This is a genomic window from Adhaeribacter arboris (assembly GCF_003023845.1).
Classification (GTDB): domain Bacteria; phylum Bacteroidota; class Bacteroidia; order Cytophagales; family Hymenobacteraceae; genus Adhaeribacter; species Adhaeribacter arboris.
This window is the reverse complement of sequence record NZ_PYFT01000001.1, coordinates 3,618,461-3,640,219: the sequence shown is the minus strand read 5'-3', so window position 1 is coordinate 3,640,219 and position 21,759 is coordinate 3,618,461. Positions and strand designations below refer to the sequence as shown.

16 protein-coding genes are annotated in these 21,759 nt (G+C 43.8%); 7 read left to right on the top strand and 9 right to left on the bottom strand.

Annotation, left to right across the window (positions count from 1 at the left end):
- Window positions 1–49: 49 nt before the first annotated feature.
- Together AHMF7605_RS15130 and AHMF7605_RS15125 are read right to left on the bottom strand one after the other, a co-directional pair.
- Window positions 50–823: a 3-keto-disaccharide hydrolase gene (locus tag AHMF7605_RS15130; RefSeq protein WP_199200243.1), complete on the bottom strand. Its 774-nt coding sequence runs from the start codon at window positions 821–823 to the stop codon at window positions 50–52.
- Between the two features lie 249 nt (window positions 824–1,072).
- Entirely contained in the window at window positions 1,073–1,504 is a 432-nt protein-coding gene (locus tag AHMF7605_RS15125; RefSeq protein ID WP_106930689.1) for a hypothetical protein, read from the bottom strand.
- Window positions 1,505–1,745: 241 nt separating this feature from the next.
- Here AHMF7605_RS15125 and AHMF7605_RS15120 point away from each other — a divergent pair, with 241 nt between their 5' ends.
- Window positions 1,746–2,909, top strand: a complete 1,164-nt coding sequence (locus AHMF7605_RS15120) for an amidohydrolase family protein (protein WP_106930687.1) — start codon at window positions 1,746–1,748, stop codon at window positions 2,907–2,909.
- A gap of 597 nt (window positions 2,910–3,506) precedes the next feature.
- Here AHMF7605_RS15120 and AHMF7605_RS15115 read toward each other — a convergent pair.
- Window positions 3,507–5,549 (bottom strand): glycoside hydrolase family 65 protein, encoded by a 2,043-nt coding sequence (locus AHMF7605_RS15115; RefSeq protein WP_106930685.1) that lies wholly within the window; start codon window positions 5,547–5,549, stop codon window positions 3,507–3,509.
- 239 nt (window positions 5,550–5,788) lie between these two features.
- Here AHMF7605_RS15115 and AHMF7605_RS15110 point away from each other — a divergent pair, with 239 nt between their 5' ends.
- Window positions 5,789–7,243 carry a sulfatase family protein gene (locus tag AHMF7605_RS15110; protein WP_106930683.1) on the top strand — a complete coding sequence of 485 codons (1,455 nt, stop codon included), beginning with the start codon at window positions 5,789–5,791 and terminating at the stop codon, window positions 7,241–7,243.
- A gap of 216 nt (window positions 7,244–7,459) precedes the next feature.
- On the opposite strand, the gene AHMF7605_RS15105 is transcribed toward AHMF7605_RS15110, so the two are convergent.
- From AHMF7605_RS15105 to proB, 5 genes are all read right to left on the bottom strand, one after another.
- Window positions 7,460–7,780, bottom strand: coding sequence for a hypothetical protein (locus tag AHMF7605_RS15105; protein ID WP_106930681.1), 321 nt, complete (start codon window positions 7,778–7,780; stop codon window positions 7,460–7,462).
- An 84-nt stretch (window positions 7,781–7,864) separates the two neighbouring features.
- Window positions 7,865–7,969 carry a DUF7660 family protein gene (locus AHMF7605_RS31275; RefSeq protein WP_449369329.1) on the bottom strand — a complete coding sequence of 35 codons (105 nt, stop codon included), beginning with the start codon at window positions 7,967–7,969 and terminating at the stop codon, window positions 7,865–7,867.
- A gap of 235 nt (window positions 7,970–8,204) precedes the next feature.
- Window positions 8,205–9,059, bottom strand: a complete 855-nt coding sequence (locus AHMF7605_RS15095) for a hypothetical protein (protein WP_106930679.1) — start codon at window positions 9,057–9,059, stop codon at window positions 8,205–8,207.
- 273 nt (window positions 9,060–9,332) lie between these two features.
- Window positions 9,333–10,580, bottom strand: coding sequence for a glutamate-5-semialdehyde dehydrogenase (locus AHMF7605_RS15090; protein WP_106930677.1), 1,248 nt, complete (start codon window positions 10,578–10,580; stop codon window positions 9,333–9,335).
- 378 nt (window positions 10,581–10,958) lie between these two features.
- Window positions 10,959–12,047 (bottom strand): glutamate 5-kinase, encoded by a 1,089-nt coding sequence (proB, locus tag AHMF7605_RS15085; protein ID WP_106930675.1) that lies wholly within the window; start codon window positions 12,045–12,047, stop codon window positions 10,959–10,961.
- Between the two features lie 130 nt (window positions 12,048–12,177).
- On the opposite strand from proB, the gene AHMF7605_RS15080 reads away from it, so the two are divergent.
- The gene (locus tag AHMF7605_RS15080) at window positions 12,178–12,636 is read left to right on the top strand and encodes an MEKHLA domain-containing protein (protein WP_106930673.1); all 459 of its coding nucleotides are present in this window, start codon (window positions 12,178–12,180) and stop codon (window positions 12,634–12,636) included.
- A gap of 247 nt (window positions 12,637–12,883) precedes the next feature.
- Here AHMF7605_RS15080 and AHMF7605_RS15075 read toward each other — a convergent pair whose 3' ends face one another.
- The gene (locus AHMF7605_RS15075) at window positions 12,884–14,176 is read right to left on the bottom strand and encodes a glucuronyl esterase domain-containing protein (protein WP_199200242.1); all 1,293 of its coding nucleotides are present in this window, start codon (window positions 14,174–14,176) and stop codon (window positions 12,884–12,886) included.
- 531 nt (window positions 14,177–14,707) lie between these two features.
- On the opposite strand from AHMF7605_RS15075, the gene pbpC reads away from it, so the two are divergent.
- From pbpC to AHMF7605_RS15060, 4 genes are all read left to right on the top strand, one after another.
- Window positions 14,708–17,074: a penicillin-binding protein 1C gene (pbpC, locus tag AHMF7605_RS15070; RefSeq protein ID WP_106930671.1), complete on the top strand. Its 2,367-nt coding sequence runs from the start codon at window positions 14,708–14,710 to the stop codon at window positions 17,072–17,074.
- A gap of 468 nt (window positions 17,075–17,542) precedes the next feature.
- On the top strand, window positions 17,543–18,358 hold the full coding sequence (gene mutM, locus AHMF7605_RS15065; RefSeq protein ID WP_106930669.1) for a DNA-formamidopyrimidine glycosylase: 816 nt from the start codon (window positions 17,543–17,545) through the stop codon (window positions 18,356–18,358).
- 532 nt (window positions 18,359–18,890) lie between these two features.
- On the top strand, window positions 18,891–19,013 hold the full coding sequence (locus AHMF7605_RS30805; protein ID WP_262512344.1) for a hypothetical protein: 123 nt from the start codon (window positions 18,891–18,893) through the stop codon (window positions 19,011–19,013).
- A gap of 429 nt (window positions 19,014–19,442) precedes the next feature.
- Window positions 19,443–21,677, top strand: a complete 2,235-nt coding sequence (locus AHMF7605_RS15060) for a bifunctional alpha,alpha-trehalose-phosphate synthase (UDP-forming)/trehalose-phosphatase (RefSeq protein WP_106930667.1) — start codon at window positions 19,443–19,445, stop codon at window positions 21,675–21,677.
- The last annotated feature ends 82 nt before the right edge of the window (window positions 21,678–21,759 follow it).

The following is a 21,759-nucleotide window of genomic DNA, read 5'->3' as shown; positions in this document are numbered from 1 at the left end:
AAATTCCGACCAGCGTAAGACCGACTTAGGCAAATTTTAAATCTATAACTTATAACTCCTTAATTTTTATGTTGCGGTAATACGCTTTGTTGCCGTGGTCTTGCAGGGCGATAAAACCGGTAGTTGCTTTTGCGTAGTCCGGATAGTCTTTCCATTTGCCTTCGGCGCGTTGTTTTTTCCAGAACTCGCTGTTGCGGTCAAACTCTACAATTTTTTCGCCGTTCAGCCAATGTTCCACGTGGCCGTTGTTATAAATAATTTTGCTGCTGTTCCATTCGCCCACGGGTTTCAGTTTTTTCTTTTCGTTGGCGGGGGCAATGGCGTAATCGGCGCCAGCCAGTTGCCAATTTTCCAGTTTTTCCGGGAAGCCGATGTCATCCATTACCTGGTATTCGGGGCCGGTTTCGTACGGCGATTGATACTTCTTATCTTCGATTACATGATACATTACCCCGCTATTACTGCCTTTATCCACTTTCCATTCCCAGCTTAATTCAAAATTACTGTATTGTTTATCCGATACTAAATCGCCGCCGTGCGCATCTTTCGCGGCTCCCATACAAACCAGCGCCCCGTCCTGCACGGTCCAGTTTTTTACTTCGCCGGTTTTGTTAAAACCGTGCCAGCCGGCCAGCGATTTGCCATCGAACAAATCTACCTCCGGCTTAGAAGCGCTGGCCGTAGCCGCTGAATCGGTAGCAGCGGAGTCAGTTGGAGTGGCGGTTTCAGTGGAAGTGGCGGTATCAGTTTTGGCGTTTTGGTTGCAACCCGCTGCTGCCAGGGCAAGCACGAACAAACTCATTTTTACCTGTTTGTTTTTCATAAAGTATATTTTTTATGGAGTGGATATAACGGCCAATATAGGAGTTACTGCCGAGATTTAAATACTTTTAACCTGAACAATTATTTACCGAAGAAAGAATAAGCAACATCCCAAAATGCAATGGCGGTTGAAGTAAAAGCCCGCCGATATTTAGTAGGTCAAGAACTTACGGGTTTTACCCAGAATCTTTGCTGCCAGTAGTTGCCTGATTGGCGAGCAAAGAAAATCTGCCAAAAGATTCTGATAGGCTTAATCGGACAGCGGCACAATGCCTTGTTCAATATCTTTCACCTTTTTAAATAGAAGCGTCTGAAGAATATTGCCCGGCAGGTAAGTAAAGTTGATACTTTGAGAGTCGGTAAATGTAACGGTGAAAGGAATCCTATCCTGGGGTTGACCTTCGCCAAATGGCACTAATAAAATTTCTCCTTTCAGAGGCTCCTTTTCAGAAAGTAGGCGATACCGGACTAACCGCATTTCGGAGCGTTTTTTATTTAAGATGTTCAGCTTTCCGTCGGGGTAAAAAATTAATTTGCTGCTGTTGCCTTCGGTTAGATTATCGGTTCTTTCCCACTCACCTATTAAAGAAAAGGCTTTGGTTTTTGATTGCGCGTAAACTGGCTTTTGGACAAATGGAGAAGAAGCCAGTAAAAAGCTAAAAATTAAAATTATTGCTTTCATGGCGTACAAAACTACATTTATATTTAAGTACGAAACTATTTATTTTAACACACAACTTTATTTATACGCTGTTTTCTGTAAAAGAAGGATGCAGGCATCTCTAAAATTACATAAATGAACCTTGGTTTGGGCAAGTTCATTCCCAATTTGCCTTCGAACCTTAGTAAATATCTGGCTTCTTTTTTATATTGATTTCTTATAACCACTCTCTGCCAAATAGTACCTGTTTACTTATAAGCCCATGAAAAAGAATACCCGTTACTGGAGTCTGCTAACTTTTTTATTTTTAATTTTTTTACAGGCTTGCTCGCCAAAAAAGCAAAACGCAGCCGCAACAGCAGCCGCAACAACTACTAAACAAACCACTCCTGAGACTTATTATGCTTTAGATGATTTTAAATCGGTGAAAAAGTTTGATACGCACGTGCACATCAATACCACCGACCCTGCTTTGATAAAACAAGCGGAAGAAGATAATTTCCGGCTGCTGACGATTAATGTAGATGCGCCGCACTATCCCGAAATTGCCGAACAGCAACAGTTAGCCTTAATCCACGTGAAAGCTTTCCCGGAACGAATTGCCTATGCTACTACTATCTCGGTGCAGAATTTTAATGCTCCCGATTGGCAGAATAAAACCATCGCCTATTTAAAAGATTCTTTTGCCAAAGGCGCCGTTGCCGTTAAATTTTGGAAAAATATCGGCATGGAGTTAAAAGATAATAAGAACAAGTTTGTAATGGTCGACAATCCGCAGTTTGACCCCATTGTTGATTATATCACCCAAAATAAAAAAACGCTCATTGCTCATTTAGGCGAGCCCCGTAACTGCTGGTTACCCCTGGAAAAAATGACGGTTAACGGAGATAAAAATTATTACCGGGAGCATCCGCAGTACCACATGTACCGGCACCCGGAATATCCTTCTTACGAGCAGCACATTCAGGCCCGAGACCACATGGTGACAAAACATCCGGATGTAACTTTTGTAGGCGCTCACTTAGGCAGCCTGGAATGGAGCGTGGACGAACTGGCAAAGCGCCTGGATAAGTTTCCGAATATGGCCGTAGATATGGCGGCCCGGATTCCGCACTTCCAATACCAAGCGGTAAAAGAGCGGCAAAAAGTCCGCGATTTCTTTATTAAATACCAGGACCGGTTGATTTACGCCACGGATTTGGTTTTTAATAAAGATAAAAGCTCAGCTGAGATCAGAAAACAAGCCCACGAAACTTGGTCGCGCGACTGGAAATTTTTTACTTCGGACGAAAATATGAGCGTACCCAGCATAGAAGGTACCTTTACCGGCTTAAAGGTACCCCGGGAAGTAGTTGATAAAATTTACTATCAAAATGCAGAAAAACGATTCTCCGGAACAAGGCAGAATAATGGAAATACTCAATAAATAATGCGTAGCTACCTGGTTCTATTAAAAATAAGAACTAGAACATAATAAGGTATAGGATGCTGTCTTTAAAAATCAACCACCCCTGCCCCTCCTAAGCTTAGGAGGGGAACTTTTAACCTAAAATTATTATCCATAAGCTTACTTTATTTTCAAGCTGTTATTTAGTAGAACTATCTAGTAGAACCGGTTAGTTAAGAAAAACGACACCCGTTTAACTATGTTGCCTTCTAAAATTCTGGAGCTTTTGAATTCAGACGAAAGAAGGAAAGATAACTTAGATTTTTTAAGTATACATTGCCGCTATAATAAGGAAACAAAAAGTTAACAAAAAAATAGAATTCCTAAAAGCGGAGGTTAGCAGAACAGACAGCAGTCGGTGCAACGAGGACCTGCTAGTTTTCCGGTGCCATCAGGCATTTCGACGAAAGGAGAAAAGGAAAAGTAGCCCGTCCGAGTGCACCGACGAGGCCCGCCGGTCACGAGGCAAACTGGTTACTTTTCAAACCGCATCAGCACAGTAGAATGGAGACGGGAACCGGCTCCAAAGACAAATAGCACTTAGTACATCTGCAAAATTTCCATCCTGTAGCACTTTTACTTCACCGAAAACGTCTTCTTTTCCGGACCAACACCCGTTATTGTCAAACTCTTCCAGTTTTTGGGTAATACCGATCTTACTTGCTTTATTCCTTCCGGCGTAATTTCTACCCCGCCAAAGCCCATAATAACCGCTTGTAAAATACCGCCGGCCCCGGTGGCAAAATAAGGATTGGTGCCGCCTTTGGTTTCGGCAATTACCCGGAAAGGCGGATTTAAGTTTGGCAGATAGGCATCTTTAAACCAATGATAAGCTTTGTCGGCATTACCCACACGGGCGTACAATAAGGCAAATACGCCTTGCGTCATAGCGGGAGTGCCCTCATTAGGTACGCGGGTTTCGTAATAAGCTAAGTCTTTTTTGATTTGCTCGGGGTTAGTTATTTCTTTAAGCGGATAAGCCAGTAAGTTGACGTCAGCTTGTTTAATGCCCTCTCCCTTATAGGTAGCGTGTTCCCGAGTAACGCCATTTTCCATTTTTAAAATCGGAATATTTTGGGCCACGTGCAGCCAATCGGGGTTAGGAGTGAGACCCAGTAACTGAGCCGCTTGCGTACTATATTGCAAATTGGCCTTGGCGGCGGCGTTGGTAAAAGCATTATTATCTACATTCTCGGCCCATTCGTCGGCGGCTACTACGTTTTTAATGTCGTATTTGCCGGGGCCATTTCGTTCTACCCGACTTGCCCAGAAATCGGCGGTTTCTTTTAAAATGGGCCAGCCTTTTTCGCGCAACCATTGTTTATCCTGGGTTACTAAGTAATAATTCCAAGCGGCAAGGGCTACATCAGCGGTAATATGGTGCTCGAACGGGCCGCTTAATGCCCAAACCGGTGTTTCTTCTACGCCAGTATCAGCACTTTCCCACGGGAACATGGCGCCTTTAAAGCCTTTGGAAAAAGCATTGCGTTTAGCGGCTTCCAAGCGCTGGAAACGGTACTCCACCATACTTTTGCCTAATTCCGGGTGCATGACCAGTAAAGCCGGGTACATCCAGATTTCGGTATCCCAGAATACGTGCCCGTTATAGCCTAAACCACTCAAACCCATCGGCGAAGGAGAGAGCGCCGTATTTTCGCGCACAAAAGAATACAAATGGTACAACATGCTATGCACATCCTGCTGCGATTGCGGGTCGCCTTCTATTTTAATATCACTGCTCCAGAGTTCGTCCCAGGCTTTTTTATGAAATTGTAATAATCGGTCGCGGCCTTCCAGTTTGGCGTAAATAGTTAAACGCTCGGCTTCGTTCAGAGGGTCGTCGTGGTGGGCCGAAGTAATAGACGAGCCGGCCACAGAAAAAGTGTAGGTTTGTCCGGCTTTCAACTGCCGGGTAAATTTCATTAGATGTAGATTATTGTCCCACATTTCATGAATGACGCGCGGTTCCTGACCGTGGGGTTCCGAGAACAGAAAAGTATTGCTGGCAGCCATAAGTAACTTACCGGTCGGGCTTTTGGCTTCAGAAGTTAATAAACTGATAACCACGTGGGGTCGGTCGATTTCGTTATAATAATTTTGTGCTTCTTTTAAGGCGTCGGGCGCTTCCATAACGCTACTACCGGTAAAGCTAATATTTTTCTTGGCCCTAATGCTAATATCCATTAAAACCGTAAACGGCAAATGCCGCAGCGAATAATAGGTGTAAGTAACGGTAGCTTTATCGGCGTAATCAAAGGTGGTCGTAAATTTTGACTCGCGCATGTTTAACTCTTGCTTTAGGTTCGTCGCGCTTTTGGCATCTATACGGCGGCCATCGATGTCTAAATACATGTTCAGCAAATTAAAACTGCGCAGGAAATTACTTACCCGGCCGCGGCCATATAAATCGTAAGCCCCGGCCAGCACCACATCTTTTACTTTAAACGGCTCCGGCGACGATACAATCCCAATCATGCCGTTGGCTACCGTTATGCCATAATAATTTGCCGGTTCAATCTTATCGGCCTTTATCACCCACGGGTCCACGGCTTGAGCGGATGCAGAATTTAGAAAGGCAAACAGCTGGAAAATAAATAGCGAAAGTAGAAGTTGTTTCATAATAGTAAAGTATATGGGAGCCTCAGGTTAAAAAAATATACATGTATTAAATAATCTTATGCATATATAAGATTTCGTGTTAAGGAAAGAAAAAATTAAGGAAAAGCTGCTATTGGTTATAGATTGTTTTCGGGATTAATTAATAAATTAAAAATAAACTTTTATTTAAAAGGTACTTTCAACATTTTAATTTTCATGTTCTTGCCCGGAGTAGGAAAGATGAAAGCTAGTTTACAATTATGAAAAAATGGATAGTACTGATAAGCCATATTTTATTTTGTTTCTTACCGGCTCAAGCAAAAAAACTACCAGCCAAACCCAATATTGTTTTCATTATTGGCGATGATATTAGTCCGGAAGATATCGGCGCCTACGGTAATTCTAAAATCCGGACTCCTAACCTGAATAAGCTGGCGAAAGACGGTTTAAAATTTCGGAATATGTACGTTACGTCGAGCTCTTGCAGCCCGAGCCGGGTGAGTGTTTTAACCGGGCGCTACCCGCATAATACCGGTGCCGCCGAATTGCATTCACCGGTACCCGCGCATTTAACGCTATTCCCGGAGCAACTCCGAAAGGCGGGTTATTACACCGCCCAGGCCGGTAAATGGCACGAAGGACCCGTTAGCCGTCGGGCTTACGATACCTTGCTGGCTGGTGAGCAAATGAACGGGCCTGGTGGCGAAGAACAATGGCTGAACTTACTACGAAACCGGCCCAAAAAGAAGCCTTTCTTTTTGTGGCTCGCTCCTTTTGATGCGCACCGCGAATGGTCGGCAGATAATTTCCGGCAACCGCATAACCCGGATACGGAAGTTACCATTCCGCCCACCTTGGTAGATACCAAAGAAACACGCCAGGATTTAGCTTCTTATTACAATGAAATCAGCCGGATTGATTATTACCTGGGCGAATTGGAAAAAGAGCTCCAGCGACAAGGGGTAGCGCAGAATACCATTATTATTTTTATGGCGGATAATGGCCGGCCTTTTCCGGGTAGTAAAACTCTTTTGTATGACCGGGGCATTAAAAGCCCATTTCTGATGAAATGGCCCGCGGCAATCAAAAACAAAGGAGTAGAAGTAGAGGCCCTGGTAAGCAGTATAGATATTGCGCCTACTTTATTCGCACTGGCGGGGGCGCCTTCGTCGCCAACTATCCAAGGTAAAAGCTTTGTGAAATTGCTCGATCACCCGCAAGCTGCCTTCCGGAACTATATTTTTGCGGAGCACAACTGGCACGACTACGAAGCGTACGAACGCGCCGTACGCAGTAAAGATTTTCTGTACATACTAAACTTAAGGCCCGAATTTAATAATGGCGGACCTATTGACGCGAATCAAAGCCCGGCGAGTAAGGCCCTGAAACTGGCAAAAACAAAAGGTACTTTAACCCCCTTGCAAAACGAAGCCCTGGTAAAACCCCGACCAGCGGAAGAATTTTTTGTAAATGCCCCGGATTCTTTGCAGCAGCATAATGAAATAAACAACCCGGCTTACGCGAAACAATTTAGTTCTTTAAAAAGCATCCTCCAGCAATGGCAAAAACAAACCTGCGATACTGCCCCGGAAAAACTTACTCCTGACTGGTATCACCGCGAAACTGGGCAGCCTTTGCCGGCGAAAGATACTCGTGGGGAAATGCCAGGAGCCGCCCTGCACGCGGATAGAATAAATGCGAAAGGACCTTTTTAAATATTTAACCGGATTAAGATATATTAGATGAGCTATTAGTCCTTTCTGCCTAAGGTGAGAAACGAACCTTGGCAAAGTACCGAAAGTAAGTGTTCCCTCAGCACATTGGTATTAATGAAAGTAATTTGTCCAGCCCGAACCGCAGCTTGGATTTGCAATTGGCTGATGTTTGCTGGTCATGCCCAACTTGCATAAAACCCAATGTTGTAAGCAGTTTTAGACCTCCAAAATTTCTCCGAAGCCTAATTTCCTTGCAGCCTCATTGATGTACCATTTTTGTCCAACCTTAATATATTTTTCAACTTGCGGCATTTTTAAAAATCTAACTGTCACAATTTTGGTTTCACCAGGTTCTATTAATTCTTGGTCGTCAAATTGAATGTCGCCAATATAAGTTGTTAAGTTTCGTAAATCGTCTGGAAGTTCAAGTACATGGTTAGGTCTATAACCTGATTTGAAGCCGTGTTGTCTGCCACCTTCTGCTGTCGTCTTCATTGTAGTTTTTGCTTTCACGATTATCAGGTCATCTGTCCGCATATTGTTATTATTTCACTCGTAGATTGTCGCACCTTTAAAAATGTCGGCGAAAGTTTGCCAGTTTGGTTGGTCAGCATTTACGTCTTATTTCATATTGTCATAGTAGCCCTGAATATCTTCTGCATAATTACTTAACGATTCTAAAAAGTCAGGCAGTGTTTTGTTTTCCCAACTGTCAGGATTATTCAAATAGTCTTGACGCAATAAGTCAAGGAACTTAATGAAAGTTTGTCTGTCTGTAACTTTAAAATTATTGAGTGTGTCGTCCATAAAAATTGCCTACAACGTTTCGGGTATTGCCGAAGGCGGGGAGTTTTAGCACTGACGCTCAACAGAAATACCACAGTTTAAATATAGTAAAAAAGTTCAATCGAAGCCGTTCAGCCCCGCTTTCGGCAATACCATGTTAGCAGCAGCAATTCTTTCAGCATCCAACACTTGTATGTCCTCCAATTGGTTTTACTACTTCTCCATTGTCAGCAGGTGTTGACAAATAAATTGTCGGACTTGTTGCATTGTAATGTCTTGAAGTATCAATTATGAAATCTAAAATTCCGTCCCCGTCAATGTCGCCTGCAAAAATTATGTTTATCATTTGGTCGTCAAAATTAGGTTGGGCAGCAAGAAGGCTTGTTTTTTGTTGTCCTTTGATTTTAGCTGTCAAATAAAGTTTGTAATTCCAAACATCAAACCATTCTGGGTCGTCTTGCACTTTCTTTTTTCGTCCTGTCGCAAATATTTTATAGTCAATACCTAAATAGTTAATTCGTAAAGTGTCGCCAGGAAATACTTGTTCTTTTGATAAAATAGCTTGTTGAACACTATGAGGTGTCAAAAATTTTGAAGCCTCAATTAAAATAATTGAAGTGTCTTTATTCATTGTTTGAACTCCCCAACCAGTTTTTTCATTTTCATTCTCGTCCACGATTTGGTCATAAACTCTTTTTGTTTTCAGTTTAGTTTCTTGAAGGTAAAAACCTGCTTTTCTTTTAAAAAGTCCGAACCATTTTTCTTTGTCTGCACTTTCCCAAACTTCGTCATCGTGAAACGTTCCAACTGTCAAAACTTTGGTCGTAAAAAGGCTGTCAATAGGGAAGTAAGAGTAGTCGTAGGAAACAGTGTCGATGGCATTTACATTTGAACCTTCTTTAGTATTCGCTAAAGTGTCAACCGTTGAAGTTTCATTTACAAGATTGTTCTGTCTGTTTGAATTGTTGCAAGCCGTCAGACTGAAAACTGCAAATATCAATGCTAATATTTTCTTTTTCAATGTCGTCATATTGTTGCTGCTAACTCTTAAATATACGCATGTTTTAAATACTGGCAAAAAGTTGTATTGCCGCATGTATTTACCCGATTTTATGCAAATGGAGAATTAGAAGCAATTTATTGCATAGAATTTAAGAATACGACCATACAAAATGCGCCCTACGCTTTTTTGTATGGTCGACGCAGCAACAATACAAAATACGTCATACAGTTGCATAAATTTTTGTATAGACTTTACCATTTATCCAGCGCTACTGCTCTACCCAAAAGGCCTTTATTTTCCTTACGCCCTTATTTGGCCATTACCTTTTACTACCCATTTGTAGCTGGTGAGTTCTTCTAAACCCATAGGGCCGCGGGCGTGCAGTTTTTGGGTACTAATGCCAATTTCGGCACCCAAGCCAAACTGGGCTCCGTCGGTAAAGGCCGTTGAGGTATTGGCGTATACCGCGGCAGCATCTACGCTGTTTAAAAACTGCGCCACATTCGCGGCATCCTCCGAAATAATGGCTTCGCTGTGTTTAGAAGAATAAGCGGCAATGTGGGCCAAGGCTTCCTCTAAATTAGTAACGGTTTTCAAAGCTAGTTTTAACGACAGAAACTCGGTGCCAAAATGTTCTTCCTGGGCCGGTTTGAGTAATTCCGTTGGGTAATTTTCTTTTAATACCGCGTAGGCCGCTTCATCGGCAAAAATTTCTACTTGCTTCTCGGCCAGCGGAGCGGTTAAGGCGGGCAAATCGTTTAAGCGGTTTTGGTGAACCAGCAGGCAATCTAAGGCGTTGCAAACGCTTACCCGGCGGGTTTTGGCATTGGCAATAATGGCTTTGCCTCTTTCGAGGTTGCCGGTTTCATCAAAGAAAGTATGCACAATACCTGCCCCGGTTTCAATTACCGGTATTTTGGCATTTTGCCGCACAAAATCAATTAAAGCCTGACTGCCCCGGGGAATAAGTACATCTACGTACCCGCGGGCTTGCAGCAAAGCTTCGGTAGCCTGGCGGTCGGTCGGCAGCAAAGCTACTATATTGGTATCTACCTGGTGCTGGGATAATACCTGGTGAATAACCGATAAAATAGCCGCGTTAGAAGCGGCGGCATCGCTGCCCCCTTTTAAAATACAGGCATTACCGGTTTTCAGGCACAGCGAAAACACATCGAAAGTTACGTTAGGCCGGGCTTCGTAAATAATGCCAATTACGCCTAGAGGCACACTTATTTTGGATATTTCCAGACCATTCGGTAAGTCTTTCTGCAACAAAATATGACCAAGCGGAGAGGGTAAACCGGCTACATTGCGGAGGTCTTGGGCAATATCTTCCAGGCGGGCAGCGGTTAGTTTCAGCCGATCGTACTTGGGATCGTTTATATCCATGCGGGCCAAATCTTTCTCGTTTTCGGTGAGGATGAAAGGCGTTTGGGCAACGGCCGCATCGGCTAAGTCTAGCAGAATGGTATTAATTTTTTCGGCTGGTAATAGCCCCAGGTTCTGACTGGCTTTTTGGGTATTTTTAAAGGTGTCTTGTAAGGTCATGGTATTTGAAATAAAACAAATGATGAATTTGTTTTAAGGTACATTATGATGGTACTATATTTTTTAACAACTGCTTTTCTGTGGAGCCTTTTCCAGTCTCCAGGCTCTGGTGCTATCTTGTTTGAGCCGTAACCTGATTGCCTCGTGGCCGGCGGGCCTCGTTTGGTCATTCGGGCTGCCGCTCTTTCCTCGCTGCGCTGCGGTATCCCAACACCTGTCGGGACCGGATTCGCTAAAGGCCCGCCTCGCCCAAACTGGTGTCTGTTTCTCTTAGTTACTGCCGGTTATTTTTTCACTTGTTTTAAAAAGGTCTAGGTTATTTTATCCTGCAATCGAAATTAAGGAAAAGTAATAACCTAAAGGTTTTATTATGGTTATTTACCCAATTTCCGCATTTAAAAATAGGTAATCGTAGTGTACCAGCGGTTTTTGGTTTTGTTGGCCGAGTCGTTCATGGGCTTTTTCTGAGCCATATTCGGCAATTCCCTGGCCGATCAATTTCTGGTTTTCATCGAGCAGTTTAATAATATCTCCTTTCTGAAATTCACCCAAAATTTTAATAATGCCAATGGGGAGTAAACTGGTAGCCTTGGCGGAGGTAAGGGCAGCTTTAGCACCGGCATTCATTTGCACGGCTCCTTTGGCGTAATTCTCGGAATGAGCAATCCATTTCTTACGGCCGGAAGTAGTTTTACTCGGCAGAAAGCGGGTATTTACCACTTCTTCGCGCAAAACTTTTGGCAAAATATCTTCTGTTTTGCCGTTTGCAATGTGCACGGCAATACCCAGTTGGGCCACTTTGTGGGCCATGTGGCTTTTGGTAAGCATGCCGCCCCGGCCAAACTGCGACCGTTGGGCTGTAACAAAAGCGCCAAAACCAGTTGCCTCCGGTTTAACTTCCGTAATTACTTGTGATTCGGGATTTTTGGGATCGCCGTTGTAAATACCGTTGACGTTGCTCAGAATAATTAACGCATCGGCGTTAAGCATAGAGGCAATTAAACCGGCCAGTTCGTCATTATCCGTAAACATGAGTTCGGTTACCGATATTACATCATTCTCGTTTACAATCGGAATAACATTATTTTGCAGCAATACCTGAAAACAGTTTTTCATGTTGAGGTAATGCTGGCGATCGCGGAAATCTTCTTTGGTAACGAGCACCTGCGCGCAAACCAGTTCGTGTTGGCTGAAAAGCTCGGAGTACGTATTAATGAGTTTTACTTGGCCCACCGCGGCCAGCAACTGCCGGCTGGTCACAGCATCGGCTTTCTCCGAAACTTTAATTAAACTCCGCCCCGAAGCTACTGCCCCGGACGATACGACAATTACCTCTTTGCCTTGTTTTTTTAATTGCGTTATTTGCTCTACCAGGTGTTGCATGCGGGCGGTGTCGGGCATGCCGTTTTCCTGGGTGAGTACGTTCGAACCTATTTTTACAATTATTCTGCGGTAAGAGAGCGCCATAACATATTCGCACTAAATTAACTGACGGCAATGTTAAGCGTTTCCACGCAATATTGCCGCACTATTTTTCAATCATCCGTCGAATTACTTAATTTTCTGGCGCAAATAGCCAAAAGCATAACTAGCTAAAATGACTTCACGGAGCGATATTCTTATTCAGCACAGCGCCTTATTAGCTCACTCTTTTAAGCGGGTTACCGGACAAACGCTTTTGAAAGGACGTTTTACTGCTGAAGAACTGGCGCAAAATTTATATGCTGCTCCTTTTGTACTATTATCGCACGGCACACAACCTGACCCCCTATTTAATTACGCTAACCAAATGGCCCAGCACCTTTGGGAAATGTCCTGGTCCGATTTTACGCAACTACCATCCCGCTTATCGGCTGAACCCGTGGCGGTAGCCGAAAGACAAGCAATGCTGGAGGAAGCCAGACAAAAAGGTTTTATCTCTAACTACAACGGCGTGCGTATTTCCAGTACCGGCAAACGGTTCATCATCAAAAAGGCTATTCTCTGGAATATGTACGATGGTACCGGTACTTACCAAGGACAAGCCGCCACTTTTAAGGAATGGGAGTTTTTATAGATATAGGTTTAATAGTTTTAAAATAGGTAATCTAACTGCATTGTCTTACACTAAATATTCTAATGGCGCGGAAGCTACTTCCGTGCCTTTCTGGATGAAACTAGAAAAGGCATCTACTACTAGAAACTGCTAGCAGGGGCAGAGAGCCATTGGGAGGAAATATGTTCTGGAATTTACCACCCCCAACCCCTCCTTATCCAAGTCGGGGAGCTTTCCATATTTAAAAAATAAAATTTATCTGTTCTAATTACTGCTTATTACCAAAATGCTTATCGGCGAAGTCTAGGTATTGCTGCCAATCATAAAGGGTAACATCGTGTTTGCCGCTGCGGTTGTGATAACGAACAGTTTCCCCGACGGGCTGATTTAAGCCGGGCATTTCATTTTGATGGATTACCTTCTTAGCAAATAACTGATAAGCTGGTAAGGCTGCTTGGGCGCTCAAAAACTCACCTTTCGGGTCCGACCATTGGTCTTCCTGAGCGCTGGCAACATACAAAGGGCGGGGTGCGATTAGAGCTAATAACTGATGTTGGTCTACCGGAAGCTCATTTGGTTTGTCGTTGAATTTCTTGTAATTAGGACTGAACCAATGCGGAAAAGCGGAATTTAACCGGGCAACCGTTTCGCCGTACCAACGGCGCGCCAAAGCGGCCCCACCTTCACCGGATTCGTTAGAAATTACCATGGCAAAACGCGTGTCGTTGGCTCCGGCCCAAAGAGCGGCCTTGCCAATGCGGGAATGCCCCTGTAAAGCTACTTTTTTAGCGTTTATAGCTGGGTCGGTTTCGAAATAATCCATCATGCGGCTCATGCCCCAGGCCCAGGCGCCAATCGCTCCCCACTCGTTGGGCTGAATTTGTAAGGATTTACTTAGCTGGCTCCGAATGCCGGTTTGCCAACCTTCGGGGTGGTCGGGTTCCAGGTCGCCGTAATAAGCAGTCGCTAAACCATAACCACGCGCTATTATTTCTTCTACTACCCAACGGCTGGCCTGCAAGCCTCGAGTATTTTCGTTGGCCCGGTTACCTGTAATGCCGGCATTTTTATCATCGGCTACCCAGCGTTTCGTAATTTTAATCTGCGGATCGGTATGCACCGTGTGGTTACCTTTAAAATTAAGACCCGCAAACACGGGCACCGGGCCTTTAACTTGTTTCGGTAAATACAGCAACACGTCCATGCTCGCTCCGGTGTCGGCAGGGGTAAAGTAAATCGTAATTTGTTTTAGAATAGCTTTGCCACCCAGGGCGGCTTTATCTTCGAGATTTACTTTAAAATGCAAGCCTCGGGGTTTACCCGGTAATCGGCCGTATACATTATCCGCAAATAACTTTAAAAGCGCGGGCCGCTGCAGATTGTTCCATTGGGTAGATGAGGTTATTTTTTTCCCGTCGGGAGTTTGCAGGAGAGACGGTAGTAGATAGGTGCCTACTTTTGCTTCGTCGTAATTAAAATTTTCCTGAGCATTTACGTTTAGTAAAGGTAAATTCGCCAGAGTAAGCGCGCTGAGAAAGAAATAAACAACTGATTTTTTCATGTTTTACCAGAGTTAAAAAGGAAGATAAGTATTTACCCGAACTCTGCATAAATAGCACGAAAAAATTATCTTTATAAAAAATGAATGGAGTAAGGCTGGTGTATATAGGAGTGGAATATAAACAACTAACTTAGCGCCCAGAGTAGATAAATTAAGGTAATAAAATTCTATCGCGAGCGTCCTCGCTCGTGATGTTTATCGTCCGGCCTTTGGCCGCTAGGAATTTGATTTAATTGGTTTTATTATAAGTTTATCCGTTCGCCCGGCTAGAGGCCTCCCGGATAGTAGACACGAGTGAGGACACTCGCACCAGCGGAACTTCTTTTAATTGTTACAATTTTTATCTTAGGCAAAATATTCAGGGAGTATACTTAAGGTAACTCGAGCAGGTGGTAATAGCTTCCCAGATTACTTTTTAAGTAAATACTAAGTATATTAAAAACTAACTGGTAAGTGCGTAAAGTTACTTGCCTACTTATCCGTAATAATTGAAGTAACGCCTCGTTTTTTTATAAACTGGTTAGAAGCAACATGTGGCGGAATATAGCCCGATTTATCAATTCTCGTATTATTCATTTACTATTTAAACCCGGAAAAATTGCGGTTTGGTTACAATGGTTTGCTGGTGCGCTGGCGGGTTTAATCGGAATTTTTTTACTCCTGAATGTTCTGTTTCCCTTGCGGGTTCAAATGGCGTATTCGCCGGTAATTACCGCTAGCGATGGCAGCGTAATAAATGCTTTTCTGAGTCCGGATGATAAATGGCGCATGCAATTGCAAACCAGCGAAATTAATTCTTTGCTGAAAAAAGCTATCCTGCTGAAAGAAGATCGTTATTTCTACTATCATCCCGGAATAAACCCGATGGCCCTGGGGCGAGCACTAGCAAACAATGTTGTTTCGGGTAAAACTACTTCGGGTGCTTCTACCATTACCATGCAGGTGGCGCGTTTGCTGTATCCTAAAGAAAGAACGCTCAAAAATAAGGTAATAGAATTGTTCCGGGCTTTGCAGCTGGAGTGGCTTTACAGCAAAGACGAAATCCTAACTTTATACTTGAATCTGGTGCCCTTCGGAGGAAACATTGAAGGGGTAAAAGCCGCTTCCGTTTTATATTTTCAGCAATCGCCGCAAGAGTTGAATCTGGCGCAAGCAATTACTTTAACTGTTATCCCGAATAAACCTTCGTCGCTGCGCATTGGGTTACAAAACAACCGCATTGTTGCTTTCCGGAACAAGTGGCTCCGGTATTTTGCCCGGCAAAAAGCGTTTCCGGAAAAAGAACTAACGGATGCTATAAACGAACCCTTAGTGGCCGTTCGCACCGAAGCGCCGCAGGTAGCGCCCCAATTTGCTTACCGTTTGTTACGGCAGTATCCTAATCAAGCTATTCTAAAAACCAATCTTAATCGTACTATTCAGGAAAAAGTAAGCCAACTCGCCTATAATTACTTGCCGCAACTACGTACTAAAAATATCCGCAATGCTTCGGTGCTGGTAATTAATAATCAAACCAAAGCCGTGGAAGCGTACTTAGGTTCCGCTGATTTTTCCGACAGTGAATACGGGGGGCAAGTAGATGGCGTACGGGCCATCCGATCGCCGGGTAGTACTTTAAAGCCGTTTTTGTACGCCGTTGCTTTCGATAAAGGATTCATTACTCCGCGCACGGTTATCAGCGATGTGCCCGTGGATTACGCCGGCTACCGACCCGAAAATTATTTTGGTAATTACAACGGGAATATCACCATGGAATACGCACTGGCTACTTCTCTGAATATTCCGGCGGTAAAAATTCTCGACCAGGTTGGGGTACCTGCATTTGTAGACAAACTAAAACAAGCTGAGTTTACCCAGATTAAAAAAGACGGTAACCAATTGGGTTTGTCGTTAATACTGGGTGGTTGCGGGGTAAAGCTCGAAGAATTAACGGCTTTGTATGCGGCATTGGCTAATCAGGGTAGGTACACACCTTTGCGGTGGTTGCAAACCGAAAAATTAAATTTTAAACGCCAGGTAATATCGCCGGCGGCCAGTTACATTGTCAACCAGATTTTAACCCAATTGCAGCGTCCCGATTTACCACATAATTTTCAGAATAGCGGCCATTTACCCAAAATAGCCTGGAAAACGGGTACTTCCTACGGCCGCAAAGATGCCTGGAGTATTGGCTATAATAAAAAATATACGGTGGGTGTATGGGTAGGAAATTTTTCCGGGGAAGGCGTACCGGAACTCAATGGCACGGACTCAGCGACCCCGCTTTTATTTGATATTTTTAATACCATCGACTATAATTCCAGTAACGACTGGTTTACGGCTCCCGCTAACTTAGCCCGGCGCAGCGTTTGCCTGGTCAGTGGCCAACCCGCTAATGATTTTTGCCCCGACCGCGTATTGGATGCGTACTTACCCGGCATTTCGCCGGTTAAGAAATGCGAACATTTGAAAGAAGTAACTATTTCCGTAGATGAGAAATTTGCGTATTGTACTACTTGCTTGCCCGAGAGTGGCTATCTCCGAAAATGGTACCCCAATTATGCGCCCGAAATACTTACTTTTTACGAAGCTGAGCATATTCCGTACGCGAAAATTCCGGCGCATAATCCCCAATGTCCGCGCATTTTCAGTGAGTTTGCCCCGGTCATTACGGCTCCGGCTCCGGATATGGAGTATTTACTGGAAAGCGCCGAAAAGCAAAAACTCATGCTGCACTGTAATGCCCACAACGAGGTAAAACAAGTATACTGGTACATCAATGATAAATTATTCCAGGCCGCCGCTGCTAATCGAAATTTGTTTTTTACTCCCGAAAAAGCCGGCCGTTACAAAATCTCCTGCCTCGACGATCAAGGCCGTAACACCAACAGCTTCATCACCGTCCGGTTTCTGGATTAGCTTTTTACTTAATTTTATCTTTCGCTTTTCTGATTCATTATTTAAATGAACCAAGCTTCTCTACAAAAAATATGAATAGAATTGTTATAAATGAAGCAAAATTTGGTAAAAGCAAGAGCAAAGAATAACTGACACCAGTTTGGCTCTAGAGGGCCTTCTAGAATTCCGGTGCCGAGGAACGAGGCATTCCGACGAAGGAGGAAAGGAAGTCTAGAAGGCCCGAGAGAGTCAAACGAGGCCCGCCGGCCACGAGGCAAAACACGGACCGTAGAAGCTGCATCAGCGCTGCTTTCCGTTGAGACTGGCACAGTCTCAACGGAAAGAAGTAAAAATAAAATCATCCCCAACCTCCTTCAAAGGGGGACTGTTCTGATACATAATTAACCACCCTAACGCTTAGGAGGGGAATTTTCATGAAAAACCAGAAAACTTATTAGAACCCGCACGGTTATTTAATAAAAAATTTTTATGCCCGAACTGCCCGAAGTAGAAACTTATCGTCGTTATTTTGAAGAAACAGCGCTTGGCCAAACGGTAGTAGATCTAAAAGCCGAAGATCCGCGTCGCCAACTAACTACGGATTACGATACCATACTTCAAGCCTTAAAAGGAACTCAGTTTATCGGTACGCACCGCATCGGGAAGCATTTTTTAATTACTTTAAATTCGGGTAAAATTTTGGTGCTGCATTTTGGAATGACTGGCGATTTGGCTTATTACCGCAACGAAGAAGACACCCCCCGGTTTGCCCGGGTTGTTTTTTATTTCAGTAACGGGTTCCGGCTGGCTTTTATCGATTCGCGTAAATTCGGACGAATTGGTTTGGCAACTTCAGTGGAAGAATACCAACAAAGGAAAGGTTTAGGCCCCGATGCTCTGGATATTACGTTACCACAATTGCAAACTAGTTTAGAGAAACGCAAAGCGCCCATAAAACCTTTGTTGCTGGATCAGAAAATACTGGCGGGGATTGGTAACTGGATTGCCGATGAAGTATTATTTCAAGCAAAGATACACCCGGCCAAACCGGCAAATACACTAAGTTCGCGGGAATTTAAACAACTACACCAGGCTATCCAATTAGTTTTACAAACGGCCATCGAACACGAAGCAGTTTACCAGACTTTCCCGAAACTATTTCTGATTCATGCCCGCGGGTGGGACGATACGGTTCTAACTACTGCTTCCGAACGGCAAATCTGTCCCCGGCACGGTACTCCCTTGGAAATTATAAAAGTGGGTGGCCGAACCACGTATTTCTGTCCCGTTTGCCAACCATTATAAAAAAAGAACAGAAAGACACTGGTAAAATCTACCCGCGTGAATACTCAATCCGCAAAAATTAGCTAAAATATCAGGCATTTTCTTTAACACACGACTTTTTCTATAAGGAGCCGTATCTTACGCAAAAGGTATGCGGTTATAAGAGGTTGTTACGCACCCCTACTTTATATTTGAATAAGGTACTTCAGAAATTAAAATTGGGGGTTTAGATTTAGGAATACAGTTTGTGGGAGTAAGGATTGCCGCAAGCAGAATAGCTGGCTACTTTTATTTTTACTTATTTGACCGGGTAGCGGCCTGGCCCAACAAGTTTTTCCTCCGGCGGTAAAAAGTAATCCGCCAAAACTGGCCCCGGTTCTGCGGCAGGCAGTTCCTCCAAATACCGGGCAACGTTACCGGGTGCAAGTTACCGATCAGGCTACATTTACTATTTGGCTACGAAAAGAACTGCCCGCGGCCACTATTTCTAAACGCTCAGATGCTACGGATATCCTGCTGCTGGCTACCATTACAGAGTAACAATGATGGGAGAATGCGCAAATTATGCGCAATTTTTCCGCTGGAAACGCGAGTAGCCAGTTTGTTTTTACTGGTAATTACGCCGGACTTACCGGAACGGCTCTACGTGTCACAGAAATTGAAAATAGCTGCCTAACGATTTTAAGTGCAACTTATAGTTACTAGAGTAAGTAGCTGTTCCCGGATGTTGCTTTTCTAAGTTTCTACCTTCCGAAACTGGTAGTAAAAATTCTTTCTAGGGATGAAGAGAATCACATCTTCGGAGTTGTATGTCAGAGTACATGCTTTCGGGTTTAATCGGTCTGCTTCTTTTTTAAGCCAACTGCTTATCGCCAAAAGGAAATGAGCCGTTGCTCTATTTGTAAACAACTCGTAGTTATAGAAGCGCAAAATTGAAAATGAAGTTTACGTTAAATTAAGGCCAATATTTGTTTGCTGCGTATAAGGTCTACTATTCATATAGGATAAAGCTTTGGCTATTCCTATGTAGATGCTTATGAAATAAAGAAGATGTTATGCTTTATTTTATAAGATGGTTAATCAGATAAAAAGGCGAAACAAACTTATGTCACGAATTATTATTGTATCTAACCGGCTTCCGTTAAAAGCACAGAAAAAAGAAGAAGGTATTACTTTGGAGCCAAGTGAAGGCGGCTTAGCCACGGGCTTAGGCTCGGTGTATAAACAAGGGGATAATTTATGGGTGGGCTGGCCGGGCTTAGTTTTAGAAGAAGAACAAGACCAGGAATATGTTAGAGGAGCTTTGTTAAAGGAAAACATGCAACCGGTATTTCTGACCGAAACCGAAGTGAAGGAATACTACGAAGGCTTTAGTAACGAAACCCTATGGCCTACTTTTCATTATTTCAGCCAGTATGCCATTTACGAGCAGCAGCTCTGGGAAGCCTACGTGGCGGTAAATCAGAAATTCTGCGATGAAGTTCTAAAGTTCGCTCAACCCGAAGATACCATTTGGGTGCATGATTACCAGTTACTTTTAGTGCCTCAACTTATCCGGGAAAAGCTCCCCGGCGTGAGTATCGGGTTTTTTCAACATATTCCGTTTCCCTCCTTCGAAATATTTCGGTTACTGCCCTGGCGACGGGAGATTATAGAAGGTATGCTGGGAGCCGACCTAATTGGTTTTCATACCTACGACGACATGCGCCATTTTTTGAGTTCGACCAATCGTTTATTAGGCTTCGCTAACTTACATGGGTTAATTGATACCGGCCAGCGAGCCGTGTTGATAGATGCTTTCCCGATGGGGATTGATTACGAAAAATACGCTACGTTGGCATCTGAGGAGGAAACCATTCGGATAGCGGAAAAATATCGGACGGCGATAGGCACGCCCCGCATTATTATATCCATCGACCGGCTGGATTATTCTAAAGGTATTCCGAATCGTTTGTATGCCTTTGAGATGTTCTTAAAACGTTATCCCGAGTTTAAGGAAAAAGTATCGCTCGTTATGATTGTGGTGCCTTCGCGGGATACCGTTGAGAAATACAAACGCCTGAAAGAAGAAATAGATGAATTAGTAGGGCGGATAAACAGTTCGCATCGTACCATTAGCTGGAATCCGATTCAGTATTTTTACCGGTCTTTTCCTTTGCCCGAAATATCGGCCTTTTACCGCTTAGCCGATGTGGGTTTGGTTACCCCAATGCGCGATGGCATGAACCTGGTGAGTAAAGAATACATTGCTTCTAAGTACGACCAGAAAGGCGTTTTAATTTTGAGCGAAATGGCTGGCGCCGCGCAAGAGTTAGCCGATGCTATCCAGATAAATCCTAATAACATAGGCCAGATGGCCGAGGCCATACACGAAGCACTGATCTTGCCGGAAGAAGAGCAGATCACGCAAATGAGTGCGATGCAAGCCTTAATTAAAACGTATGATATTCACCAATGGGTAAAAGTATTTATGGACCGCTTGAGTTACGTAAAAATCAAACAACAATCTTACACTACCGATCCTTTAACGGGAGAAGCTCTTGATAACTTAAAGCAGCAATACCGGAAAAAAACTCCGCGCCTGATTTTTCTCGATTACGATGGTACCCTGGCGCCGTTTACGAAAGATCCGCGTAAAGCCGGCCCTGACCAGGAATTGCTTACTATTTTAGAGCAGCTTACCGCCGATAATTGCAACCGGGTGGTTATTATCAGTGGCCGCGACCGGCAAACCTTAGAAAATTGGCTCGGACACTTACCCGTAGATTTAATTGCCGAACACGGCGTGTGGCTGAAACGCCGGGAAGTAAACTGGGAAACCATTCTTACCTTAAAAAACGATTGGAAACGGGAGGTGCGGCCCATCATGGAGGCTTACGTGAACCGGACGGCCGGTTCTTTTATCGAAGAAAAAGATTATTCTTTGGTATGGCATTACCGGCGCGTGCCTAGTGGCTTAGGTAAGTTGCGGTCCCGCGATTTAATACATCACTTGGGTTACATTGCTTCTAATATTAACCTCCAGGTAATGGAAGGAAACAAAATTGTAGAAATTAAAAATTTAGAAGTAAATAAAGGTTTGGCCGCCACTCGCTGGCTCGAAATGTATCCTTCGGATTTTATTATGGCCATCGGCGACGACCGGACCGACGAAGATATGTTCCGGTTGATGCCCCGGGGTACTTTTACCATAAAGGTTGGATCGCAAAGGTCAGTAGCGCAGTTTCATTTAGGTTCCGTAAAAGACGTCCGGAATTTGTTGCAATCGCTGGGTAGTTCCAAAGAGACATTCTGTCCGGAACTAACCGAAGATCCGTCTAATCCCCAAACTTATTCGTGAGAAAACTTAAACAGCTCTACGTTTATTTAAATTAAATTTTATCGTTAAAATATCTGTCCGGAAGAACAAGCTATCCCAAAAG

Bases quoted from the DNA above. Each gene is read 5' to 3' on its own strand.
- proB (WP_106930675.1), bottom strand. From the start codon at position 12,047: ATGGCGCTCTCTTACCGCAGAATAATTGTAAAAATAGGTTCGAACGTA.
- AHMF7605_RS15075 (WP_199200242.1), bottom strand. From the start codon at position 14,176: ATGAAAAAATCAGTTGTTTATTTCTTTCTCAGCGCGCTTACTCTGGCG.
- AHMF7605_RS15115 (WP_106930685.1), bottom strand. From the start codon at position 5,549: ATGAAACAACTTCTACTTTCGCTATTTATTTTCCAGCTGTTTGCCTTT.
- AHMF7605_RS15125 (WP_106930689.1), bottom strand. From the start codon at position 1,504: ATGAAAGCAATAATTTTAATTTTTAGCTTTTTACTGGCTTCTTCTCCA.
- AHMF7605_RS15090 (WP_106930677.1), bottom strand. From the start codon at position 10,580: ATGACCTTACAAGACACCTTTAAAAATACCCAAAAAGCCAGTCAGAAC.
- AHMF7605_RS15105 (WP_106930681.1), bottom strand. From the start codon at position 7,780: ATGCGGACAGATGACCTGATAATCGTGAAAGCAAAAACTACAATGAAG.
- pbpC (WP_106930671.1), top strand. From the start codon at position 14,708: ATGTGGCGGAATATAGCCCGATTTATCAATTCTCGTATTATTCATTTA.
- AHMF7605_RS15080 (WP_106930673.1), top strand. From the start codon at position 12,178: ATGACTTCACGGAGCGATATTCTTATTCAGCACAGCGCCTTATTAGCT.
- mutM (WP_106930669.1), top strand. From the start codon at position 17,543: ATGCCCGAACTGCCCGAAGTAGAAACTTATCGTCGTTATTTTGAAGAA.
- AHMF7605_RS30805 (WP_262512344.1), top strand. From the start codon at position 18,891: ATGCGCAAATTATGCGCAATTTTTCCGCTGGAAACGCGAGTAGCCAGT.
- AHMF7605_RS15130 (WP_199200243.1), bottom strand. From the start codon at position 823: ATGAAAAACAAACAGGTAAAAATGAGTTTGTTCGTGCTTGCCCTGGCA.
- AHMF7605_RS15095 (WP_106930679.1), bottom strand. From the start codon at position 9,059: ATGACGACATTGAAAAAGAAAATATTAGCATTGATATTTGCAGTTTTC.
- AHMF7605_RS15120 (WP_106930687.1), top strand. From the start codon at position 1,746: ATGAAAAAGAATACCCGTTACTGGAGTCTGCTAACTTTTTTATTTTTA.
- AHMF7605_RS15110 (WP_106930683.1), top strand. From the start codon at position 5,789: ATGAAAAAATGGATAGTACTGATAAGCCATATTTTATTTTGTTTCTTA.
- AHMF7605_RS15060 (WP_106930667.1), top strand. From the start codon at position 19,443: ATGTCACGAATTATTATTGTATCTAACCGGCTTCCGTTAAAAGCACAG.